The following is a 19900-nucleotide window of genomic DNA, read 5'->3' on the forward strand; positions in this document are numbered from 1 at the left end:
TTTGCTTTCGCTGTTTTTCTTTGGCTGATGTTATTCTTTCGCTGACCCTTTTCTTGAGTAGATACGTTCTTTAGGTTGCCCATATTGACTTAGCTTTGTTTCAGCTAACGTGATACCAAAGCCCTCTCCATCAGGTACCAGCAGCTTTCCTTTATGCAAAGTTGCAGGCTGTGTAATGACATCATCATAAAAGTAACGGTCAGAAGCGGAAAGGTCCCCGGGGAAATGGAAAATATCTTGACTCGCAAATTGCAAATTCATGGCTCGTCCTACACCAGACTCAAACATGCCGCCTAACCAAACAAGCAGTCCATGGGTTTGACATCGATCAAGGATTCGCAAAGCTTCGGTGATCCCACCGACACGGGGGATTTTCAGGTTGATCGCACGGCAGCTGTCCAGTGCTGCGACGGTATCGACGTCTTCTGCCGTTCGAATATCTTCATCCAAACATAGAGGCGTCTTCATCTGTCGCTGTAGCTGACTGTGCCCCACCAGATCTCGTACCTTAAGGGGTTGCTCGATCATCACCAAGCCTAAGTCATCAAGTGCCAAAATGCGTTCTGGCGCACTCTGATAGGCTCCGTTCGCATCTGCCATCAAAAGCAATTCTGGAAAGGCTTGTCGAATCGCTCGCAAGGGTGCCACATCTTGCCCCGGCTTGATTTTTAACTTGATTCGTTGATACCCTTGGGCGACATAAGCGGCAACAAGAGCCATTAGTTTTTCGACAGAGTCTTGTATGCCGATACTAACGCCAACCGCGACACTCGGTCGGGTCGCGGTATACAGCTCTTTCACACTTTGATGCGTTTGCTTGCCATATAGATCCCAAATTGCTGTTTCCAAAGCCGATTTTGCCATGTAGTTTCCTTGGACCGTTTGAAACAATTGCCAAACTTCTTGCGGATGCTCGATCTCCTGGTCAATCAATAATGGGATCAGTGCTGTTTCAATCACTTGTCGAGCAGAAAAGAGGGTTTCTTCAATGTAATCTGGCTGCTCAAAAGCGACCAATTCACCGATGCCCACCGTTCCCTCCTCTGCCGTCACCAAATAAAGATCAGAGGCTTTTTCTGCTAAATGTCCGTAACTTGTCACAAAGGGTTGTTTGAGGGGCAAGCGACAGGCGATGCGTTCAATTTTCTCAATCTTCATTGCGTTCTCTCCTTGTCAATCAGCTGACTGTGGCCTCGATCCTTTTACAAACCATTGATCGATTTCATGACGAACCTGTGTCGGCTGTTCTAAATGGATACAATGTCCAGCATTAGCAACGACTTTGATGGTCATCTCTGGTTGCAGCTGCTTCATTTGGTGGGCGATTTTCCGAAACTTTAAATCTTTTTCCCCCGCTAAATAAAGAATTTCACAAGCTAGCTGCGGAAGTGCCGACCAACAGCTTGGCTGTTTGCCAGTACCACCGTAAACCAAGCTTACTGCCAAGCCAAATTTATTTTGCTGCAAGCGTCCTTGGCGTACAGCAGCCTGCTGCACTAAGGGCAGCTCCTTTTGACTAGCAAACAACGGCAGTTCTTGCCAGTAATCGACAAAATCGACCAAAGGCTCCCTTAGTAAGCGCAATCCTAAGCAGCGATCGTGCCGCTGACGAGCGAGTCGTTCTCCTGGATCAGCCAACCCGGGGGAACCACTCTCAAGCAAAAGATGGGTCACTGCAGCTGGTTCCTTGACTGCCCAGACAAGTGCGATTCGTGCCCCCATCGAGTAGCCATAAAGACCATAGCGTTCAATCCCTAACTTCGCTAAAAGCTGTGCGAGATCCTCCACCAGTAAAGGAAGTTCATAACGCATGGGATGGACATAAATCGATGACCGTCCATGTCCAATCAAGTCGACAGCCAATACATTATAAGAACCTTCCTCTACAAAAACCGGTCGAAAACTTTCCGAAGAACCCGTGAAGCCATGCAATGCCACAAGGGTTGGTAAGGCTGGTCGGTAAGGTTGCAACCACTGATAAAAATAACTGACACCATTTATCGTGTCCCTCATTGCTGCGCTCCCGCCTCGCTAAACTGCTGTTGCAGTGCTTGCCAAGTATCAACCGGATCTTTTTGCTCACCCTTCACTTCGATTATTTGAAAGCACGGCTGTTGGCTTGTTTCCGTTAAAATCGTTTGAAACTCTAGCAAAGAGGTCGGTGTGTGCCAATCTGCCTCATATAAGGCCGCCACTTTTTGAAACTCAAGGTCTAACGGCGTGCCAAAGAGCGGGACAAAGTCGTTTGGTTCTAAGGTGTTTTGTGACAAAAAGGAAAAGATCCCACCACCGTTATTATTCAGTAAAATGATCGTTATTGGCAATTGATACTGACGCAGTAGTTGTAGGCCGTTCATATCATGGTACAACGCTAAATCACCAATCAACAAGTAGGTAGACTTTTGACTGGCGGAAGCAATCCCAGCTACGGTCGAGACAAGGCCGTCGATCCCATTGACGCCCCGATTTCCATACACTCGATAAGTGGAGGAAGTTTTGCTGCCGTAGCGATCAAAGAAACGGATCGCATTGCTGTTTGCCAAAAGAATTTGCGCTTCTTCAGGTAGACATTGTTGGAGCATGCGCACAGCGCTGCTCTCATCCCATTGTTTCAACTGCGGACTTGCAGCAATCACCTGATCTGCCCGCGCTTGAAGTGCTTGCCATTGTTGTTGCCACGCCTTATGTTTGACGATCGGCAACTGGGTGATGGCCGCCACGAAAGTGCTGATCGCTGCTTCGATCAAATAGTTTGCCCGATGCAGCTGATCTTGCCACTGCCCCGATGGATCAACAAAGAGCCACGTCGTCGTATCCGCTGCTTTGTTCAACCATAATAGGACATTTTTAGTGACTGGTAAGCGACCAAAACGCACGACCACTTCTGGTTGGAAGGCAGAAGTCAATTGCGGGAAAACAAGATCGGCTTGACTGATAAATGTTCCTACTTTGGTACCGGCTGTCGCCAGATTGGTCAATGGATCGCCGACAATCGGCCAGCCTAATTTCTCTGAAAAAGCCAGCAACTGCTGCGCTTCTTCGATCGTAAGGCTTTCTCCAGCAATCAGAATACCTTTTTTATCAAAGTAAGGGGCTAGCTGGGTGATCATCTCTGCTGACAGCTCTTGTTGTGGTGCCAGATAGCTCACGTCTTGCTGAATACTGCATTGGCGACTAAAGTCAGGCAACAGCGGCTCCCGTAATGGAAAGTTGATTTGGACCGGGCCTTTCGGCTGTTTTTGCGCTTCGATCGTGCAAGTTGTAGCTTGCCAAAAACTATAACGCAACAAAGCAGGATCGTTTTCTGGCACCGTCATCTCTACCATCTTTTTGACGTGAGAGGCATACAAATTCTGTTGGTCCATTGCTTGTGGCGCCCCAACGCCCCGCAGTTCTGGCGGGCGATCAGCCGTTAAGACGATCAATGGCAAGTTGGTGGCCTCTGCTTCACAAATTGCTGGATAATAATTGGCTGCTGCAGTTCCAGAGGTACACAGTAAGATCGTCGGTTGGAGATCAACTTTGGACATCCCTAAAGCAAAAAAAGCAGCCGAACGTTCATCGACAGCCACCATACAGGTGATCTCAGGATCACGATGCAATAGTAGCGCCAATGGCGTTGAGCGTGAACCGGGACTAATAACCGCTCGCTTCGCACCCGCTGCTTTTAGTCCTTGGATTGCCGCTAATAAATAGTCTGTCATGACTGTCTGGTTATTCATCTCCTAAGATCCCTCTCCTCATCGGTTGAAATTTTAACCGTGTTTCTTGACGTTCGGATTCCGCATCTGAATCGGCAACGATCCCACAGCCTGCATACAGCGTTGCTTGATTGCCGCTAAAGAATCCTGAGCGGATGGCCACTGCAAACTCGCCAATATCTTCTTGAATACCCAACCAACCGATCGGTCCACCGTACATCCCTCTGCTGGCTGGTTCATGGGTACGAATCCAAGAGACGGCTGCTTCTTTCGGTTCTCCCCCCAATGCTGGGGTCGGGTGTAGTTTTTGCACGGCGCTCAGAAAGTTGACTCCTGCTTTTCTTTGCCCTGCTAAAGGAACAAACAAATGCTGAATGTCACGATTTTTGATGACGGAGCGGGCTTCTGATTGAAAACCGTCAGCTAACAAAGTAGCCAATGCCGTTTCCAAGCGATCGACAACTACTTGATGTTCATGGGTATTTTTTGCGTCCGCTAAGAGGGCTTGTGCCAGTGCCTCATCTTCTTCTTTGGTTTTGCCTCTTGGCGCGGAACCTGCGATACTTACCGTTTCAAACTGATCGACAGTTGCTTTTAGCAAGCGTTCTGGCGTCGCACCAGCAAAAACATGGCCCCCATGTTCGATGGCAAAAAGATAGGTATTCGGCTGCTGTTGCGCCAACCGTTGCAACACCCCAGCACTAATGATCGACTGCTTCGTTTCTATCTTCATTCTCCTGGCCAGAACCACTTTTTTCAACGGTGTTTCAGTCGAGCGAATGGCTGCCACTGTCTCTTCGACCGCTTGCAGCCATTGGGGCACCTCTAGTTCCTCTTGTGCCTGAAAAGCAGGCGTTTCTGCTACAAGACTCTTGTCCGGGTTGGCATTCAACCAGCTTGCGACTTTTTCCTGTAAGGCAGCGACTTTTTGTTGTCGTTGTTCCTCGGAAGAAGCGGCTACTGTATAAACGACGCCACACTGATCATCAGTTTTGCTGACCAGTATTTCTGGCAACGCAAAGAGACCGGCACCTAGCTCAGCCCAATCCTGACTGACTTCTGCCTGTTCATCAAAAGCAAAACCACCAACCAACTGCGCCTGCAAAGGTGCCTCTGGTTGATAATGGGCTTGCTTTAAGAGAGAGCGGACTTCTGAAAAGTCTGCAAGTTTGGGTTGCGAAAAAGTGGCTAACCAACCCAACCCTACCAGACTAGTCGTTTCATCAGGGGTACGCCAGAAATAGCGTTCCCCTTGATATTCTTGTGCCGCTGCATAAAGAGCCAGTAAGTCACACCTTTTTAAAGGCTGATACTCACTCAAATAGATTTTCCCGGCAGCGATCGCTGCTTCATAATTACTTGATGATTTGCTGTTCAATGTAGTTCACTCTTTCTTCACTCAGCAATAGCCGTTTTAAAAGTTTGCCGCTTGCTGTGCGCGGCATTTCTCGCACGTGATAAAAACGGCGCGGAAATTTATAATGGGCGATCTGCCCTTCTAATGTATCCAACAAGGCTTGGAGTCGGACGGACTCATTTAACGTTAAATAAGCCGCGACAGATTGTCCCCACTCCTCGTCTGGTTCCCCCACCACAGCTGCCTCTTTGACCGCTGGATGCTGCAACAAGGCTTGCTCCACTTCTGCAGGATAGATGTTTTCTCCACCAGATATGATCAGTTCGCTTGCACGACTGACTACATACAAAAAGCCCTCTTGATCAAGATACCCTAGATCTCCTGTGGCAAACCAGCCCTCTTGGTCCCACTGCTGTGGACTGCGATCGTTTAAGTAACGGGTCGTGATCGCCGGTCCTTGCAGTTGGATCTCTCCGATCGACTGGGTACTTTCAGCAGTCCGATGATCTGCCATTTTCGCATCAACCGCAATTCGTAGATGGACACCTTGCAGGGGAACCCCTGAGGAGCCGATTTTTTCTGAAGCTTTTTCTGGCGGCAATGCCACCACTTGTGAACAGGTTTCTGTCATCCCATAGGATTGGATCACAGAAAGCTGTTTTTGCTGGCATTTTTCCAATATACTTTTGGCAATGGGCCCGCCGCCTAGCAGTACATAACGCAACGAATCAAAGCCTTGTTGGGGCACCAATGGCAACAAATCTGTCAACATTTTCGCCACCAAAGAAACGATCGTCCCTTTTCCTGCCTCAAGATCTTTCGCCATTTCTCCAGCATCAAAGCGCTCATACAAACGAACACTCATTCCAAGTCGCAAGGAACGCAAGAGAATTGATAATCCACTGATATGATACAGCGGAACTGCACAAAGCCAACAATCCTCACTAGTGATCGTTAAGTTCTTTTGAGTCGCTTCGGCACTTGCTAGATGATTCCTAAAGGTTTGCGGCACACCCTTGGGATTGCCCGTCGTACCGGATGTATACATAATCGAAGCTACTTGTTCTGCTTGATAGATTGCTTTATTAGGAACAAACGAAGGATCAAAAGAACTGGCAAGAGCCTTCGCCTGTTCCATCGCTTGTCCAAAGGTCAGGCTGCGAACACCCGGGACCGCTGCCTGATCCGCCGTGATCACCCAGTCGCAGTGGGCATCTTGCAATTGGAAGGTGATTTCAGCGGCTGTCAATCGCGTATTCAACAGCTGGACTTCGATCCCCAACTCCCACAAAGCAAGGATCGTAAAGACCATTTCAGGGGAGTTATTGCTAAAAAGGGCTGCCCGGTTTGGCAGAACAACGAATTGGGCTTGATAATAAGCAGCATAAGCATAAACCTCTTTTTGCAAGGCAGCAAACGACCAGCTTTTTTCATGCCAATAAAAAGCTGGTCGTTCTGGATGAAGTTGTGCTTGCCTTTGCAGCCAACTCCCAGTCATTATGGGAATTTAGGGAATTGGTCGAAGTCTGGTTGACGTTTTTCTTTAAACGCGTCACGACCTTCTTTGGCTTCATCCATCGTGTAATACAATAAGGTCGCATCGCCGGCCAATTGCTGAATGCCAGCTAATCCGTCCGTATCGGCATTCATTGATGCTTTGATCATACGTAACGCCAACGGGCTCTTTTGCAGCATCGTTTCGGCCCATTCCATCGTTTCATCTTCTACTCGATCAAGAGGAACGACCGTATTGATCCAGTTCATTGCCAATGCTTCTTCGGCAGTATATTGTTTTGTCATGAACCAAACTTCCTTGGCTTTTTTATGTCCGATCGTCCGTGCAAGATAGCCCGAACCATAGCCACCATCAAAACTACCGACATTTGGTCCTGTTTGACCAAATTTAGCATTGTCAGCGGCAATCGTTAAATCACAAACTAATTGTAAAACATTCCCGCCGCCGATCGACCAGCCTTTGACCATGGCGATCACCGGTTTTGGCAACGTGCGGATCAAGCGTTGCAGATCCAATACGTTTAAGCGAGGAACCTGATCTTCCCCAACATAGCCACCGTGACCACGGACTTTTTGGTCTCCGCCTGAACAAAAGGCTTTGTCGCCGGCGCCTGTCAAAATAATCACGCCGATGCCTGGTTCATCGCGACTGATTGAAAACGCATCAATCATTTCAAACACCGTTTTTGGTGTAAACGCATTGTGGACTTCTGGGCGGTTGATCGTGATTTTCGCCACTTTTCCATGTTGTTCAAATAAAATTTCATCGTACTCTTTTAAGGTTTTCCATTCTCTCATTACTTGTTCCTCCTCAATTCACATAGCTCTATTATACACATATCTAGTCGCTTTTCGTTAGAAATTGCTTTGTTTAAGGGAATTTCTTAAGACTTCTCCACCTGTTGCTGTCTTTCTTAGAACTTCGGCTATTTCTACCAAAACTCGTGCTATAATCATGGTAACTTTCTTAGAAAAAGGAGCAAAAAATGAACTTACTAGAAGCTTTAGAAATCGAAGTAGAAGCAGCAACAGCCGATTTTGTTCGTTTACGGATGCCAATCAAAGAACAGCACAAACAGCCTTTTGGTCTCGTTCACGGTGGCATTAACGGCGTTTTGATCGAGACTGCCTGCAGCATCGGCGCCAATCAAGCTTTGGCTCAAGAAGAAGCCTTCGCCGCCGGCGTTGACCTACAAGTCAACCATCTAGCCGCCGCTCAAGAAGGAACCCTGATCGTAGAAGCTAGTCCTGATCGTATCGGCGCTCGTATCCAAACTTGGCAAGCCACTATTTGGTTAGCTAGCGGGTTAAAAACAGCCGTTGGTCGCTGTACCTTGACGACAGTGCGCAAATAATTCTTTTCGCTCCTGTGTTGTAAACACGGGAGCATTTTTGGCCTGCTTTGAAGAAAGATGCCATCAGTTAACCCCTTATCAAAGATATTCTTTCATTATAAAGATATTGAGAATATGAGCGTAGTTTTTTCAAAAGGTACGTTGTTTTTTTACAGAATAGGGGTCTTTCGTTATAATGTAGCTAAGAAAGCGAGGCTTATTATGAAAAATAACCGATTGATCCACTTTTTAGGCGGCAAAACAAGCTATTATGTCTTAGGACTGATTACCTTGTCGGCAGTTGCTGTCTTTTTGCTAAATCAGATTTCTTTTTTATTTACACCCTTTTCAGCCATACTTACAGCTATTATCCCACCCTTTTTATTTGGGCTGATCCTTTACTATCTGTTTAACCCGGTAGTCGATAAATTGGAATCGAAAAAAATTCCCCGCAGTGTTTCGATTGCTGGGATCTATCTTTTGATTCTTTTATTGATCGTCTTTGCTGGTTTCCAGCTTTACCCGATTTTGGAGCAGCAAACCACCGATCTGATCAACAGCTTACCGAGTTTGGTCAGTGACTTTGAGAAAAACGCGACCGCCTTTTTAGAAAATACCCCGTTTCAAGATGAGATGGCACAAATTACAGACACATTGCAAAATATTACCAACAACATCATGAGTTTTATTGGAGACTATTGGGAAACTGGTGCTGCTGGGCTCAGCAGTTTGTTTTCAACGATTTCGACCTTGTTCATCGCTTTGTTTACGGGACCGATCATTGCCTTTTTCTTATTGCGCAACCCCAACAAGTTTTATTTTTCAGTTCTCTCGTTAGTGCCACCACGTTTTCGCAAAGACTTTAATGAAATCGTCAAGATCTCTGACATACAAGTCGGTGCCTTTTTGAAAGGACAAATCATTTCTTCCTTGATTTTAGGGGCGATCTATTGGGTCGTTTTCCTATTGATTGGCTTAGAGTATGCCAGTATTCTGGCGATCGCCGCTGGTCTGCTTTGCATCATCCCCTATATTGGTCCTTTTATCGTCTTTTTCCCGGGACTTTTCATTGCCGCACAAGACTCCACCGGGATGTTGGTTAAATTTTTGATTGCTTGGTTTGCTGTACAGTTGCTTCATGGGGATTTAGTCGTGCCCCGTGTGATGGGTGACCGATTGAAAATTCATCCTATTACGATTCTGGTTGTTTTATTAGTGATGGGTGATTTGATGGGGATCGTTGGGGTGATTTTCGGGATTCCAATTTATTGTCTGCTAAAAGTTCTTGTCGTTTACGTGTTCCGCAAATTCAAGCAGCGCTATAACCGCTATTACGGTCAAGAAGGCAAATACTTCCACAGTGCCTTCACTAGCAAAGATTACCTAGGTGACGAAGACAAAGACACCAAGAAAAATGCCTAAAAAAACTGTCGCGAATCGTTGGTTCGCGGCAGTTTTTTGGTCTATTTTATTTCATCTCATGTTCCAAAAAGAAATGATAGAGTGCCCCTAATAAGTTTGCATCGTTTTGAAATTTGCACGCTTGGATCTCCGGCTTCGTCAAAGTCTGCTGCAAAATCGGTAAACTAGCTAGCAGTTGCTGATACTGACGGTCGATTTCTTCCACCACGATCGCTTGGGCACTGATGCCACCGCCAATCACGAAGCGCTCTAAGTCGATCACGGCTTGAACATTGAGCATGACACACGCGATTTCTCGGCAATACGCTGTAAACAGCGCCCAGACCTGTGGCTCTTTCTGATTGATGGCGTCAAAAACTGCTTCACCATCCGCAAGATCAGCTAAGCCTAGCAGTTGGGCGCTGCGGCGAATCATGGCGACCGCTGAACCGCTAAAACCTGCCAATTGCTGCAGGGTCAATCCCTGATTATTTGGTTGCTCAGCGTTTTCTGGAGCATCGCTTCTCTTAGTGGCATTTAGTAGAAAACTTAATTCCCCGGTTTGAAAATGTGCACCTTGGATCAGTTTTCCCTCAACGATTACGCCACCGCCCAAACCAGTACCTAATGTTATGGCAGCTCCGTTTTGAATCCCTTTAAGGTTTCCTAGCCACCATTCAGCTAATGCGGCTGCTTTGCCATCGTTGGTCAAAGCCAGCGGCACTTGGTACTTTGCCAGCAGCTGTTTTAAGGAGACCCCATCTAAAAAAGGCAATGCCCCGCCAAACGAGATTGTCCCTGTCTCTGGGTTGACTTTTCCCGGGGTACTAACCGCAATGCCCCGAATGCTTCCATGAACGTCCTCAACGATCGTTTCAATCCCCGTCAAAAATTCCGCAAGACTTTTCGGCGTATCCATCCGTCCTCGTGTCAGAATATTCCCCGAGCGATCAATGACAGCCGATTTGATTTTCGTGCCGCCGATGTCGATGCTTAAATAGTTTTTATTCACTGAATCCCACCTTCTGATTCTACTGCCCATCGCAGGACGGTTTTGGCTTTATCTGGTGAGTCTTTTCGCGGATCAGACAAATAGATTTCTCGATGCTGGAACGTGTCCATCGTTGGACGGATCACTAACTGTTCTTGTTTTAACAGCTCCTTCATTTGCGCAAATGTTTCCGCTTCAGTATCAAAAGAGCCTGTATGCATTGCTTGCAGACACAGTCCTTCTTCATAACGTTCAAAGATGAGCTTCTCTAGATTTGGATTGTCTTTCTTCTCTTTGACTGCCAAGAGCTGTTCTTGAAACAGTGTTTCCGTGACTGGCTCTGGTTGGCGAATCATGATTTTATAGATCAATTCTTCTTTGTTGATGGCACCCTCTGGCTTTGTCAGAGAGGTCCACACACCTTCTAAAGGAAAGACCGTGTATTCAAAGGGTTCATTGCCAAAAGCTCCTTTTTTTAACCCCATCCTGAGTGAATAAGAAATCGTATATAAAGCGGCTATTTCTTCGCTGAATTCAGGACGATTCGGATCGCCGCTGCCGCTCAAACTGATAAATTGATACGTTGGCACCTCGATCACTGTTGGTTTTTTGGGAAGATAAAGCTCTTTTTCTAGTTTGCGCCATTCATACTTCATAAAAGACCCTCCTCGATTTGCTTTTCTTTATTTTACCATGAAAAAGAAGGGACATCGCAAAAACAGTTATCCCCTCAACTGCAAAGGGACGATTGTTTTTTCTATAGAGATAATGTAGCTACTTGCTGTTTCCCCAACTGCTCGTCTTATGCGGCTTCTTGTTCTTCTTTCAGCAATTTTGTGTCATAAAACTTCGCAAATGGAAAATAGATCAAGAAAGAAACAACTGCACAAACAATGGCAACGACGCCTGCACGCCAGTCTCCACCGGTGCCAATAAAACCACCAAGTCCAACGGGTGTTGGGAAAGGAATATTGGCGATCATGGGACGAATCAATTCCATCCTTGTGGCAAAATACGCGATCGTGGCGGATGCCATCGGTGCTAACAAGAAAGGAATTGCTAAATAAGGATTATAGATGATCGGCACCCCGAAAATAATCGGTTCATTGATATTGAAAATCGACGGGACGATGGCAGCTCTCCCTAATACTTTCATCTGTTTCGATTTAGCAATGTAGATCATAAATAAGGTAAAACCAAGGGTTGCTCCCGAACCACCTAATGTCACGTACCCGTTGGTAAATTGGCCTGCTAATGGGAAACTCGCCCCTTCAACATTGGCAGCTAAATTAGCTAACATGATCGGGGTGATCAGTGGACTAATGATATTGAATCCATGAATCCCTACCAACCACAAGGCATGCGCGAGGAAGTAAATCACCATGATTCCCAACCAACTATCCGTAAGGTGGGTAACAAACCCAAACGGAATTGCCACTAGTTGAAAAATATCCGTCCCAAAAACAACTAAAACACCATTGATGGTCAGAACCACAACTGCCACTACAAAGGCTGGTATCAGTGCTGTAAAACTACGAGCCACACCTTCAGGCACTTCTTCGGGCATTTTGATGACCCAGTTGTTTTTTACACAGAGACGATACAGCTGAACGGCAACGACCGCCATCACGATACCGGTGAAAATACCAACAGTTCCTAGACGTGCGACTCCATCGGCACCAATCAACCAGCCATTGATCAGCCCTTCTTCCACATCATTCATCCGTGTCATTTTTCCGCCGTCAAAAACAAGCTGAGGAATCGACATCAATGTAGCAAAAACACCTAACAACGCCCCATTGATCGGCGTCAGGTCGAGATTCTCCTCGACTTGAATGATCTTGGAATACTCATAGCCCAGAACGATACAAAAATATAATGCCAATAACCCCATGGTCGTACTATTTGCTAACATATACAAATCACTGAAATTCAAAAAAGTCGCTTCAAAAAAGTCAGCTAAAAACGGAAACGTGATCGGTAAAATGTTGAATACTAAAAACATTGAGCCTACGATCGTAAAAGGAATCGACGCCATCCCTGCCGCCATGATGCTACGAACGATTTTGTATTGGGAAATCTTTCCCATCGGACCCATTACTGCTTTTTCCAAAAGTTGAAATAGTTTATTGTTCGATTCTGTCAATTCAATCACCCTTTCTTTCTATCTCTTCAAATTCACGTATCCATTGCCATTGTCGATCTTTATTACGAAAAATTTTCTTCAGTTTTCTGATACCACTCCAAGCAAAGACGCCACTTATCCAGAGAACTATGCGAACATACTCCGTACTTTGCGAGGTGAAATAGGGGAAAATAACTTCTGTCACTCCAAAAAAAGTCAATAAAAAAAGAATGGCCATTGTCCCCATTTGAAGGCGTAAATACCAAGTAGTAAAAAAGAGTTGCTTGCGGACGATGGTTGCGTGGTGTCCATATAAGCGGATAAACTCACTGATCGCTCCCATTGAAAAAAGCAACAGGCTCAGTGGAACCACACGCAGCCATTGCCCTGCCAAAGAAGCAGCTAACAGCCAATATAGGTTAAAAAAGAAAGAGAATGCGACTAAGTACCGCAAAAACAACAGACGTTGAAAATAGAGATTTTTCTTCGTCAGTTTTTGCGATGCATCTCTTTGCGCGACTTTTGCTTGCTTACTCGCCATCTGCACTCCTGCATTGGATCGCTTCTTCAAGGCGATTCATCTTTTGATAAATCCTTAGCATTTCTAGTGCAACCTCTCTGAGGGTCATGGTTGTCATCAAATGATCTTGTGCATGGATCAACAAGATATCGCAGGTAAATGAGGTCCCTGAAGCATATTCTTGCAGCATTTTTGACTGGATGCGGTGGGCTTTGACTAATGAATCATTGGCTGTGTCCAACAACTCTTGCGCTTCTTGACAACTACTGATTCGCATCTGTTCAAAGGCTTGATGAATCATCGTGCGGGCATCACCGCTTGCTAAAATAAGTTCAAAGGATATTTCTTGTATTTTTTCACTATCCATAGCCTGCCTCCATTTATTTCGTACTTTTTTTTAATGCAATGCTTTCTTTGACTAACTGTGCTAATTTCTCGATTCCGATTGGGATCGGAATATACGCTTGCGGGGGAATATTCACGATTGGTTTGCCGTATTTATCGGCGCTTTTCTTTAAATTGGCAAAATGCATTTTCGTTTGCGGGCTAACTAGATATAAATCGTAGTCATCCTTGGCGATCGTAGCGATGCCCTCTGAAGCAGAGATGGCATCGATCCTAACTGACCACCCTTCTGTTGTTAAAAAACTTGTTCCTTTTTTGGCGACCAACGATGAAGACATGCCTGCTGCACAAATTATCAATACTTTTTTCATTTCCCTTCCTCCTTCTATGAAACGCTTCCATTTTGTTGTATCTGTTCCTTTCTTCTCCCCTCCTTCGTGCTATAAAAAATCCTTGAGAACGATTCACTATCTGCTGATTCTTACAGGTAGTAATCCTTCTTCACATAAATAGTATTACATATCGAGTACTTTGTAAATGCAATAAAACTCTATTAGTGATATAAAACATTAATTTCTTTCTGCTTCTATCGTGTCATAGTAGAATAATTTTGTGGAGGGGATTTCATGTTTAAAGATCGTTTAAGACAGTTGCGGAAAACGCGATCTGGTTTAACACAAGCAAAAATGGCAAAATATTTAGGAATCGCCAAAACAACCTATGCTTCGTATGAGCAAGGCAATCGGATGCCCGATATTGAGATCCAAAAAGAACTTGCTGATTACTTCAATGTCAGTCTCGATTATTTACATGGACGTCCGAATGATTTGGAAGCCCTCTCTATGAAACAGATTCGTGTGGCTTCAAGAATCAATGAGGACTTTACTGAATATCAACTATCTGAAATCATTACCTTTATCGAATTTATAAAAAACCGTCCAGAGTAAACGCGATACTATTCTGCCTTTTTTCTCTGGCTAACTTGTGGTGCTGCTTCATTACCTAAAGAAAAAACTGCTGTCAATGTCTCACAATGAAACATTGACAGCAGTTGAAGGGCCTCGGCTCTTTTTTTATTGTCTTACAGTATCATTAGCAGAAAAGCGTTTTGAAAAATGTTGTTCTAATCGCTTTTGCCCGGCTTCAATCAAAATGCACAACAGCCAATAGATGATGGCAACTAGCACGTACATGGACATGTAATCAAAAGTTCGTCCGCCAACGATCTTGGCTTTTTGAAAAATATCAGGAATCGTGATCATTGCTGCCAAGGAGGTTCCTTTCAACAAATCCATTGCCACATTACTCAATGCCGGTACAGATATACGAAAAGCTTGCGGCAAAATAATCAGACGCATCGTTTTCGTAAATGATAACCCTAACGCATAGGCAGCATCAAATTGCCCGCGATCCACTCCAGCAATTGATCCTCGGTAGATTTCCCCGATAAATGCGCTGCTGGTCAATGTAAAACAGATGATCGCAGCACTAAGCGCCGACAATTGATAGGGCAAGCCAAAATACAGTAGGAACAACAAGACCAACGCTGGGACGCCTCTTAGAAATGAGAGATAGCCCCGCACGAACCCTCTAATGATGGGGTTTTCCAGCATCCCTAAGAAGGTGAGCATGATCCCTAAGAGGTTGCCACCTAGAAAAGAAACGACAGCAATGCCGACCGTATAGGACAAGCCCGACAGCAAATAGGGCAATGAGTCCCACATCAACGGCAAATCAAGGGTTGGAATATACATTAGTCTGTTTCAACCGTTTGGATCGCTTGATCAGATTTTACTGAAATATCGGTTTGAAAATACGTTTCTGCAAGTTCTTTTAAACGGCCGTCTTCTTTCATTTCTGCTAAAACAGCATCCACTTTTTCCTGCAATGCTTTATGATCCTTCACAAATAAGAAGCCCGTTTCATTCGGATTAAAGTAGACATCTTCTAAAATTTTTACAGGGATATCTGGCAAAGCAGCAACCGCCATTTTTTGCAAATAGTAATCATTCAAGATCACATCCGTTCGACCATTCGCAACATCTGTCAAATACTGATCATTCGTTGCGTTGTCGTAAGTCACTAATTCTGCCCCATAGGATTCGGCTAAGCGCATGTAGCTGGTATTCGGTTCACCAGCAGCTTTTTTGCCATCCAAATCTTCTAAAGAAGCAATCCCAGAGTCATCACTTTTTCGCACGATCATACTATCGAACGAGTATTTGATAGGCGTTGAGAGACTGAATTTTTCCGCCCGTTCATCCGTCAAACCAAAATCGTTGGCAGCAAAATCGGCTTCTCCACGTGTTAAAGAAGAAACTTGTCCATCGACATTGTACTCTTTAAATGTGATCTCTACGCCTAATCGTTTGGCGACTTCTTTTGCCACATCGACATCATAGCCCACTAATTCATTTTCATCGTTATAGTAAGACGATGGATACAAGGTTCCCGAAGTAGCAACAACCAATGTTTTGGCTTCTTCCACCTTGTTTAGACTTGAGTCTTCTTCCGTTGGTTTGCTGCAGGCACTTAACAAGACTCCCGCAAATAAACCTAAAAAGCCAACCATTGCAACGATTTTCCCTTTTCTAACTTGTTTCATAATATCCTCCTAGTCTCCTTGTTTTGGCAACAGAAATCGTTGCTGTGTTTCAAATAAATAGCCGACTTGGAAAAGCAGATCTTCTCTGCCTTTAGACGCCATAAATTGGATCCCTAGCGGCAACCCTTCCTCGCTAAGAGCAGTTGGCAAGCTGATGGCTGGCTGCCCCGTTAAATTGGCTAATTGAGTGTAAGGTGTCAGAGCATAGCTCTTGGCAAACATTTCTTCGATCAACTCACCCGCAGCACTTTTTCCAAGCGTCTCGATCTCATGCAGTCTTTGGCGTATGCTATCGCTTTGTAAGTCTTCCTCGATCAAAGGGGCTGGAAAAGCCGTCGTCGGTGTTAAAAAGAGATCATAGGTCGAAAAGACTTCTTCCATTTTTTCTGCCAGCTGATCCCACCACTGCAAGGCAAGAACGTAATCGGCGGCCGGCAGTTTTTTGCCATATTGGTAAAGTGCCCAGGTCATCAATTCCATTTCTTCCCGTCTGACCGGTTCTTGACGAGCAGCATTGATCTCAGCAAACATCGCAGCTGTTTCGCCACCATTCATGGCGTAATAAGTGGTCATCATTTGCTGACCATCCACTGGATAGCCCACTTCAATGACTTCGTGCCCCTGCTTTTCTAAAAATGCGGCTGCACTTCGGACTGCTTGGATGGCAGTTTCAGACACTTGTCCACCGGTCGGCGATGCGGTAGTAAAAGCAATCTTCAACCGCGTTTTTTGACTCGCTTGCTGATGATGCCATTCTACTTGCGGTGCCTGATAAGGGGCAGTCGGCTGTGACGTCCGCAACGCATAAAACAACTGTTCCGTATCACGCATGGAAAGCGTCAACGCAAAGTTGATGGAAGCGCCTTGCCAGCTGCGCCATTCATTAGGACCCACTGGCATCGTACCACGGGTTGGCTTCAAACCGATCAATCCGCTAAAGGATGCTGGAATGCGGATCGATCCGCCGCCATCACTGGCACCCGCAATCGGAAACATCCCCGAAGCCACTGCCGCTGCCGCACCACCACTGGAACCACCAGCTGAATAGGCAGGATTCCACGGATTACGCGTAGACCCATACAATGTTGGATCAGTGATATTTTTGAATCCAAATTCTGGTGCATTGGTTTGCCCTAACGGCACAAAGCCTGCCTCTTCTAAACGAGAGACAAAATGAGCCGTGCGGCTGGCTCGTGCTTTTGCAAACAGTTTGGCTCCTGACGTTGCTGGCCACCCTGCTTTGGTTTGGCCGAGTATTTTTAACGGCATGGGTTGTCCCCCAAAGACCGTTTTTTGAAGATGCTGCTCGTAATGCTGGATCGCTGCTTGCGGATCAAATGTTACAAGCGCATTCAAAAGCGGATTTTGTTGATTGACTCTTTCTTCGATCATCGCCACCCGCTCAGCAAAACTGATTTTTCCTTGCCGCAATTGTTCCGCCCAATAGGTCGCATCTTGCATGCTTGCCCCTCCTTTTTCTCAAAACCTCAAACAATTATCTAAACTGTAACACATGAAAAATTCTTCTTTATATAGACTACAATATACCAAACACTAGGAAATCTTTCAACAAAAATAGAACAGTTTTTAAACCTGTATCATATCGTTATCAAACGTTCCCATCTTTTTACTACCAGCTGTCGACCAACGCTTCTTCTTAGCTGCCCGAATCATTACCTAACAAAAACGGCACATCGCCAAACGATGTGCCGTTTTGATTTACTTGTATTTTTCTTCCAGCTTGCTCATCCAAAGACCTAACCAAGCCCCCAAGACAAACAAGATAATTCCGATGACGGCCGTTACCCAAGTAAAGCCGCTATAGTTTGCCACCGGAGGAATCACGATCAAACCCGTTGAGGCAATAACGATCCCTAAAATGAAGTGATAGACTTTTGAATGATAATGCGTCAATAGCCACTCCATCAATTTCGAAAACAACAGCATCACTGCCAAGCCGCCAATGGCGATCGGTAGAAAGACACCCATGATGTCAAAGCTCTTAAAGCCTTTCAACATCGGATCATAAAGGCCCAGAACGAGCAAAAGGTTTGAAGGACTCAAGCCGGGAACCAAAACACCTAACGCGATCAGACCGCCGGCGATCACAAAACCTATGAAATTGGCAGGGATCGTTCCTAAGATATCGCCCATAAAATAGAGGAACAAGAAGCCGATGACCATACTGCCGAAGAACCAAATCAAATCACCGGTTGTTCGTTTGCTTTTTAAAGTAGATTCTTTGGCAAGTGCCGGTAATGTCCCAATAATTGCCCCCGCAAAGCCCCACAAAACGATGATTTGATAATTTTGCAGCAACCACTCTAATGGCTTCGATAAAAGACCGATCCCTACGATTCCCCCGATCCCTACTGGTAGGAAAAAGAGGAAATTCTCTTTAAAATTCTTCGTCAGATGTGCCATAAAGCGCAGCATCCGCTCATAAATGCCTAAGATGGCTGCCAATACGCCACCTGAAACACCAGGCAAGATAAAGCCCAAGGCAATCACCACGCCTTTAAGAAAACGTGACAAAATACTTTCGTTTCTCTGTTTTTCCATTTACAATTGCTCTCCTTAGCGATGGTTTTCACCAATCGTTCTTTTTTCATCAATCCCTTTAACTATACTTGATTGCCAAAAAAATGGAAAGTAATTTCTAATTCCTCATACAAGGCGGCACTCAAAGCTCTTTCAGCATCAAGAAATCCGTCTGCTCATCATCCCCCATAAAAAAGGAGTGACTCCCAACTCTTTCAAAGCCCATCGTATGATAAAAAGCCAACGCATTGTCGTTAAATTCCCAAACACCTAACCAGATCGACTTTTTCTGCAGCTCTTTAGCGGTCTCTTGGGCAAACAGCAGCAGTGTTTTGCCATAGCCTCTGCGCTTATGTTCTTTTTTGATATAGATTCGTTCAATTTCCAACCCCTCTGGGGCGATCGCTTCCGTTTGCGCCTCACCCCAGTTAAGTTTGATATATCCTACGGTTTGATCATTTTCTTGTAAAAAATAAAACGCCGATTGCGGATTTTCTAACTCTCGGGTCAGTTTCGGCAGATTGTAGGCTTCTTCTAGATAGATACGAGTATTTTCCTCCGTATTGAAAGGAGCAAATGTATCGTAATAGGTGGATACGCTGATTTCTCCCAATTCTTCTAAATCTGCCAAAGTACATCGTTTGATAGCCATCAAAACGCCTCCTCATTTTTTCAAGCTATTCTATCACATCTCCATCATCCCTTGCAAAAGCAAAAAGGGCGGACAGCTTTCCCCACTGTCCGTCCTTTCATAGACTTACTCTTTTATAACCAAGACCCAGAAAACTGATGGATCACCATCGTACTCGGATCTTCCTCGACCTCACCCGTGATATAGCTTTTTGGTGAAAACGTCATTTGCGGGAAAATTTCTACGCCCTTAACGGTTTGTCGTTGATTATTCAATTCTAATCCGTGGTTTTGCAGCAGTTCCGTCACTCGAATCACATTGGTGACGACATCTTCCGTTTTTTCTGCCCGGACAAATTTTCGGTCATCGTAATCGTGGTACCATTCTTCCATAAAGGGATGGTGCGGAACCGCTCCAATGATCCCAGTAGAAATCTTGGTTTCGATCTCAAAGCCCATAAATGCCTCCAGTGTCAAGAGCTCATCTAAAGGTTTGACCACCTCGATATCAGTATCCATATAAATACCGCCTTCTGTCACTAACGCATACAAACGAACCACATCTGACACAAATGCCCATTCTTCTTGGTCATAGGCCTCTTTTAGATAAGGACCGAATTTTGAAAGGTCGATCGTTGATTCATCCCAACGTTTGATCTCATAATCCGGACAATATTTTTTCCAGGTATCCATGTATTTCTTTTCTTGTTCACCTAATGGATTGCCGCCAAACCAGCAATAATGAATAATTTTTGGAATCATCAATCTCTCTCCTTTAGTTTATTGGTCTCTTTTAAGTGTAGCTGATTTTGCAATTGTTTCAAAATCATATACA

The 19900-nt window shown here is 45.1% G+C and carries 21 protein-coding genes; 3 read left to right on the plus strand and 18 right to left on the minus strand.

The features are described 5' to 3' along the window. Positions 1 to 30 precede the first annotated feature (30 nt). Genes menC through menB form a run of 6 tightly spaced genes read right to left on the minus strand, consistent with a single transcriptional unit; the run spans position 31 to position 7371 of the window. Positions 31 to 1158: an o-succinylbenzoate synthase gene (gene menC, locus IGI94_RS12335; protein ID WP_438899833.1), complete on the minus strand. Its 1128-nt coding sequence runs from the start codon at positions 1156 to 1158 to the stop codon at positions 31 to 33. Positions 1159 to 1173: 15 nt separating this feature from the next. Next, complete coding sequence (gene menH / locus IGI94_RS12340; protein WP_008380823.1) at positions 1174 to 2013, minus strand: 2-succinyl-6-hydroxy-2,4-cyclohexadiene-1-carboxylate synthase; 840 nt, start codon at positions 2011 to 2013, stop codon at positions 1174 to 1176. Next, positions 2010 to 3722: a 2-succinyl-5-enolpyruvyl-6-hydroxy-3-cyclohexene-1-carboxylic-acid synthase gene (gene menD, locus IGI94_RS12345; protein ID WP_438899834.1), complete on the minus strand. Its 1713-nt coding sequence runs from the start codon at positions 3720 to 3722 to the stop codon at positions 2010 to 2012. The genes menH and menD overlap by 4 nt, the downstream gene beginning before the upstream one ends. Beyond that, a complete protein-coding gene (locus IGI94_RS12350) occupies positions 3715 to 5079 on the minus strand; it encodes an isochorismate synthase (protein WP_438899835.1) in 1365 nt (454 codons plus the stop codon). Before IGI94_RS12350 ends, menD begins: the two co-directional genes overlap by 8 nt. Next, a complete protein-coding gene (gene menE / locus IGI94_RS12355) occupies positions 5057 to 6556 on the minus strand; it encodes an o-succinylbenzoate--CoA ligase (RefSeq protein ID WP_438899836.1) in 1500 nt (499 codons plus the stop codon). The genes IGI94_RS12350 and menE overlap by 23 nt, the downstream gene beginning before the upstream one ends. Then, positions 6556 to 7371, minus strand: coding sequence for a 1,4-dihydroxy-2-naphthoyl-CoA synthase (gene menB / locus IGI94_RS12360; RefSeq protein WP_005228595.1), 816 nt, complete (start codon positions 7369 to 7371; stop codon positions 6556 to 6558). The genes menE and menB overlap by 1 nt, the downstream gene beginning before the upstream one ends. A 188-nt stretch (positions 7372 to 7559) precedes the next feature. Here menB and IGI94_RS12365 point away from each other — a divergent pair, with 188 nt between their 5' ends. After that, entirely contained in the window at positions 7560 to 7928 is a 369-nt protein-coding gene (locus IGI94_RS12365) for a PaaI family thioesterase (protein WP_005234285.1), read from the plus strand. Between the two features lie 201 nt (positions 7929 to 8129). Continuing rightward, positions 8130 to 9329, plus strand: coding sequence for an AI-2E family transporter (locus tag IGI94_RS12370; RefSeq protein WP_438899837.1), 1200 nt, complete (start codon positions 8130 to 8132; stop codon positions 9327 to 9329). Between the two features lie 46 nt (positions 9330 to 9375). Here IGI94_RS12370 and IGI94_RS12375 read toward each other — a convergent pair whose 3' ends face one another. From IGI94_RS12375 to IGI94_RS12400, 6 genes are all read right to left on the minus strand, one after another. After that, positions 9376 to 10320 (minus strand): ROK family protein, encoded by a 945-nt coding sequence (locus IGI94_RS12375; RefSeq protein WP_438899838.1) that lies wholly within the window; start codon positions 10318 to 10320, stop codon positions 9376 to 9378. After that, the gene (locus tag IGI94_RS12380) at positions 10317 to 10955 is read right to left on the minus strand and encodes a GyrI-like domain-containing protein (protein WP_086316489.1); all 639 of its coding nucleotides are present in this window, start codon (positions 10953 to 10955) and stop codon (positions 10317 to 10319) included. The genes IGI94_RS12375 and IGI94_RS12380 overlap by 4 nt, the downstream gene beginning before the upstream one ends. A 146-nt stretch (positions 10956 to 11101) precedes the next feature. Further along, positions 11102 to 12454, minus strand: a complete 1353-nt coding sequence (celB, locus tag IGI94_RS12385) for a PTS cellobiose transporter subunit IIC (protein ID WP_016612675.1) — start codon at positions 12452 to 12454, stop codon at positions 11102 to 11104. Next, positions 12447 to 12965 (minus strand): hypothetical protein, encoded by a 519-nt coding sequence (locus IGI94_RS12390; RefSeq protein WP_016612676.1) that lies wholly within the window; start codon positions 12963 to 12965, stop codon positions 12447 to 12449. The genes celB and IGI94_RS12390 overlap by 8 nt, the downstream gene beginning before the upstream one ends. Continuing rightward, positions 12955 to 13311, minus strand: a complete 357-nt coding sequence (locus tag IGI94_RS12395; RefSeq protein ID WP_016612677.1) for a PTS lactose/cellobiose transporter subunit IIA — start codon at positions 13309 to 13311, stop codon at positions 12955 to 12957. The genes IGI94_RS12390 and IGI94_RS12395 overlap by 11 nt, the downstream gene beginning before the upstream one ends. Positions 13312 to 13324: 13 nt before the next feature. Continuing rightward, a complete protein-coding gene (locus IGI94_RS12400) occupies positions 13325 to 13660 on the minus strand; it encodes a PTS cellobiose transporter subunit IIB (protein ID WP_438899839.1) in 336 nt (111 codons plus the stop codon). Between the two features lie 255 nt (positions 13661 to 13915). On the opposite strand from IGI94_RS12400, the gene IGI94_RS12405 reads away from it, so the two are divergent. Further along, positions 13916 to 14236 carry a helix-turn-helix domain-containing protein gene (locus IGI94_RS12405; protein WP_005228576.1) on the plus strand — a complete coding sequence of 107 codons (321 nt, stop codon included), beginning with the start codon at positions 13916 to 13918 and terminating at the stop codon, positions 14234 to 14236. Positions 14237 to 14362: 126 nt separating this feature from the next. Here the strand turns inward: IGI94_RS12405 and IGI94_RS12410 are convergent, their stop codons facing one another. From IGI94_RS12410 to IGI94_RS12435, 6 genes are all read right to left on the minus strand, one after another. Next, entirely contained in the window at positions 14363 to 15043 is a 681-nt protein-coding gene (locus IGI94_RS12410) for an amino acid ABC transporter permease (protein WP_016619790.1), read from the minus strand. Then, positions 15043 to 15894 (minus strand): transporter substrate-binding domain-containing protein, encoded by an 852-nt coding sequence (locus IGI94_RS12415; RefSeq protein ID WP_429960547.1) that lies wholly within the window; start codon positions 15892 to 15894, stop codon positions 15043 to 15045. The genes IGI94_RS12410 and IGI94_RS12415 overlap by 1 nt, the downstream gene beginning before the upstream one ends. A gap of 9 nt (positions 15895 to 15903) precedes the next feature. Continuing rightward, a complete protein-coding gene (locus tag IGI94_RS12420) occupies positions 15904 to 17355 on the minus strand; it encodes an amidase (protein WP_438899840.1) in 1452 nt (483 codons plus the stop codon). A 258-nt stretch (positions 17356 to 17613) separates the two neighbouring features. Next, positions 17614 to 18456: a DUF368 domain-containing protein gene (locus IGI94_RS12425; protein ID WP_005234267.1), complete on the minus strand. Its 843-nt coding sequence runs from the start codon at positions 18454 to 18456 to the stop codon at positions 17614 to 17616. Positions 18457 to 18577: 121 nt separating this feature from the next. After that, the gene (locus IGI94_RS12430) at positions 18578 to 19087 is read right to left on the minus strand and encodes a GNAT family N-acetyltransferase (RefSeq protein ID WP_015510214.1); all 510 of its coding nucleotides are present in this window, start codon (positions 19085 to 19087) and stop codon (positions 18578 to 18580) included. A gap of 113 nt (positions 19088 to 19200) precedes the next feature. Next, on the minus strand, positions 19201 to 19827 hold the full coding sequence (locus tag IGI94_RS12435) for a glycosyltransferase family 32 protein (protein ID WP_010749841.1): 627 nt from the start codon (positions 19825 to 19827) through the stop codon (positions 19201 to 19203). Positions 19828 to 19900 lie beyond the last annotated feature (73 nt).

It is taken from the genome of Enterococcus sp. AZ149, assembly GCF_051714285.1.
In the GTDB taxonomy this organism is placed as follows: domain Bacteria; phylum Bacillota; class Bacilli; order Lactobacillales; family Enterococcaceae; genus Enterococcus_D; species Enterococcus_D entomosocium.

Bases quoted from the DNA above. Each gene is read 5' to 3' on its own strand.
- menC (WP_438899833.1), bottom strand. From the start codon at position 1,158: ATGAAGATTGAGAAAATTGAACGCATCGCCTGTCGCTTGCCCCTCAAA.
- menH (WP_008380823.1), bottom strand. From the start codon at position 2,013: ATGAGGGACACGATAAATGGTGTCAGTTATTTTTATCAGTGGTTGCAA.
- menD (WP_438899834.1), bottom strand. From the start codon at position 3,722: ATGAATAACCAGACAGTCATGACAGACTATTTATTAGCGGCAATCCAA.
- menE (WP_438899836.1), bottom strand. From the start codon at position 6,556: ATGACTGGGAGTTGGCTGCAAAGGCAAGCACAACTTCATCCAGAACGA.
- menB (WP_005228595.1), bottom strand. From the start codon at position 7,371: ATGAGAGAATGGAAAACCTTAAAAGAGTACGATGAAATTTTATTTGAA.
- IGI94_RS12365 (WP_005234285.1), top strand. From the start codon at position 7,560: ATGAACTTACTAGAAGCTTTAGAAATCGAAGTAGAAGCAGCAACAGCC.
- IGI94_RS12370 (WP_438899837.1), top strand. From the start codon at position 8,130: ATGAAAAATAACCGATTGATCCACTTTTTAGGCGGCAAAACAAGCTAT.
- IGI94_RS12380 (WP_086316489.1), bottom strand. From the start codon at position 10,955: ATGAAGTATGAATGGCGCAAACTAGAAAAAGAGCTTTATCTTCCCAAA.
- IGI94_RS12390 (WP_016612676.1), bottom strand. From the start codon at position 12,965: ATGGCGAGTAAGCAAGCAAAAGTCGCGCAAAGAGATGCATCGCAAAAA.
- IGI94_RS12395 (WP_016612677.1), bottom strand. From the start codon at position 13,311: ATGGATAGTGAAAAAATACAAGAAATATCCTTTGAACTTATTTTAGCA.
- IGI94_RS12400 (WP_438899839.1), bottom strand. From the start codon at position 13,660: ATGAAAAAAGTATTGATAATTTGTGCAGCAGGCATGTCTTCATCGTTG.
- IGI94_RS12405 (WP_005228576.1), top strand. From the start codon at position 13,916: ATGTTTAAAGATCGTTTAAGACAGTTGCGGAAAACGCGATCTGGTTTA.
- IGI94_RS12410 (WP_016619790.1), bottom strand. From the start codon at position 15,043: ATGTATATTCCAACCCTTGATTTGCCGTTGATGTGGGACTCATTGCCC.
- IGI94_RS12415 (WP_429960547.1), bottom strand. From the start codon at position 15,894: ATGAAACAAGTTAGAAAAGGGAAAATCGTTGCAATGGTTGGCTTTTTA.
- IGI94_RS12420 (WP_438899840.1), bottom strand. From the start codon at position 17,355: ATGCAAGATGCGACCTATTGGGCGGAACAATTGCGGCAAGGAAAAATC.
- IGI94_RS12425 (WP_005234267.1), bottom strand. From the start codon at position 18,456: ATGGAAAAACAGAGAAACGAAAGTATTTTGTCACGTTTTCTTAAAGGC.
- IGI94_RS12430 (WP_015510214.1), bottom strand. From the start codon at position 19,087: ATGGCTATCAAACGATGTACTTTGGCAGATTTAGAAGAATTGGGAGAA.
- IGI94_RS12435 (WP_010749841.1), bottom strand. From the start codon at position 19,827: ATGATTCCAAAAATTATTCATTATTGCTGGTTTGGCGGCAATCCATTA.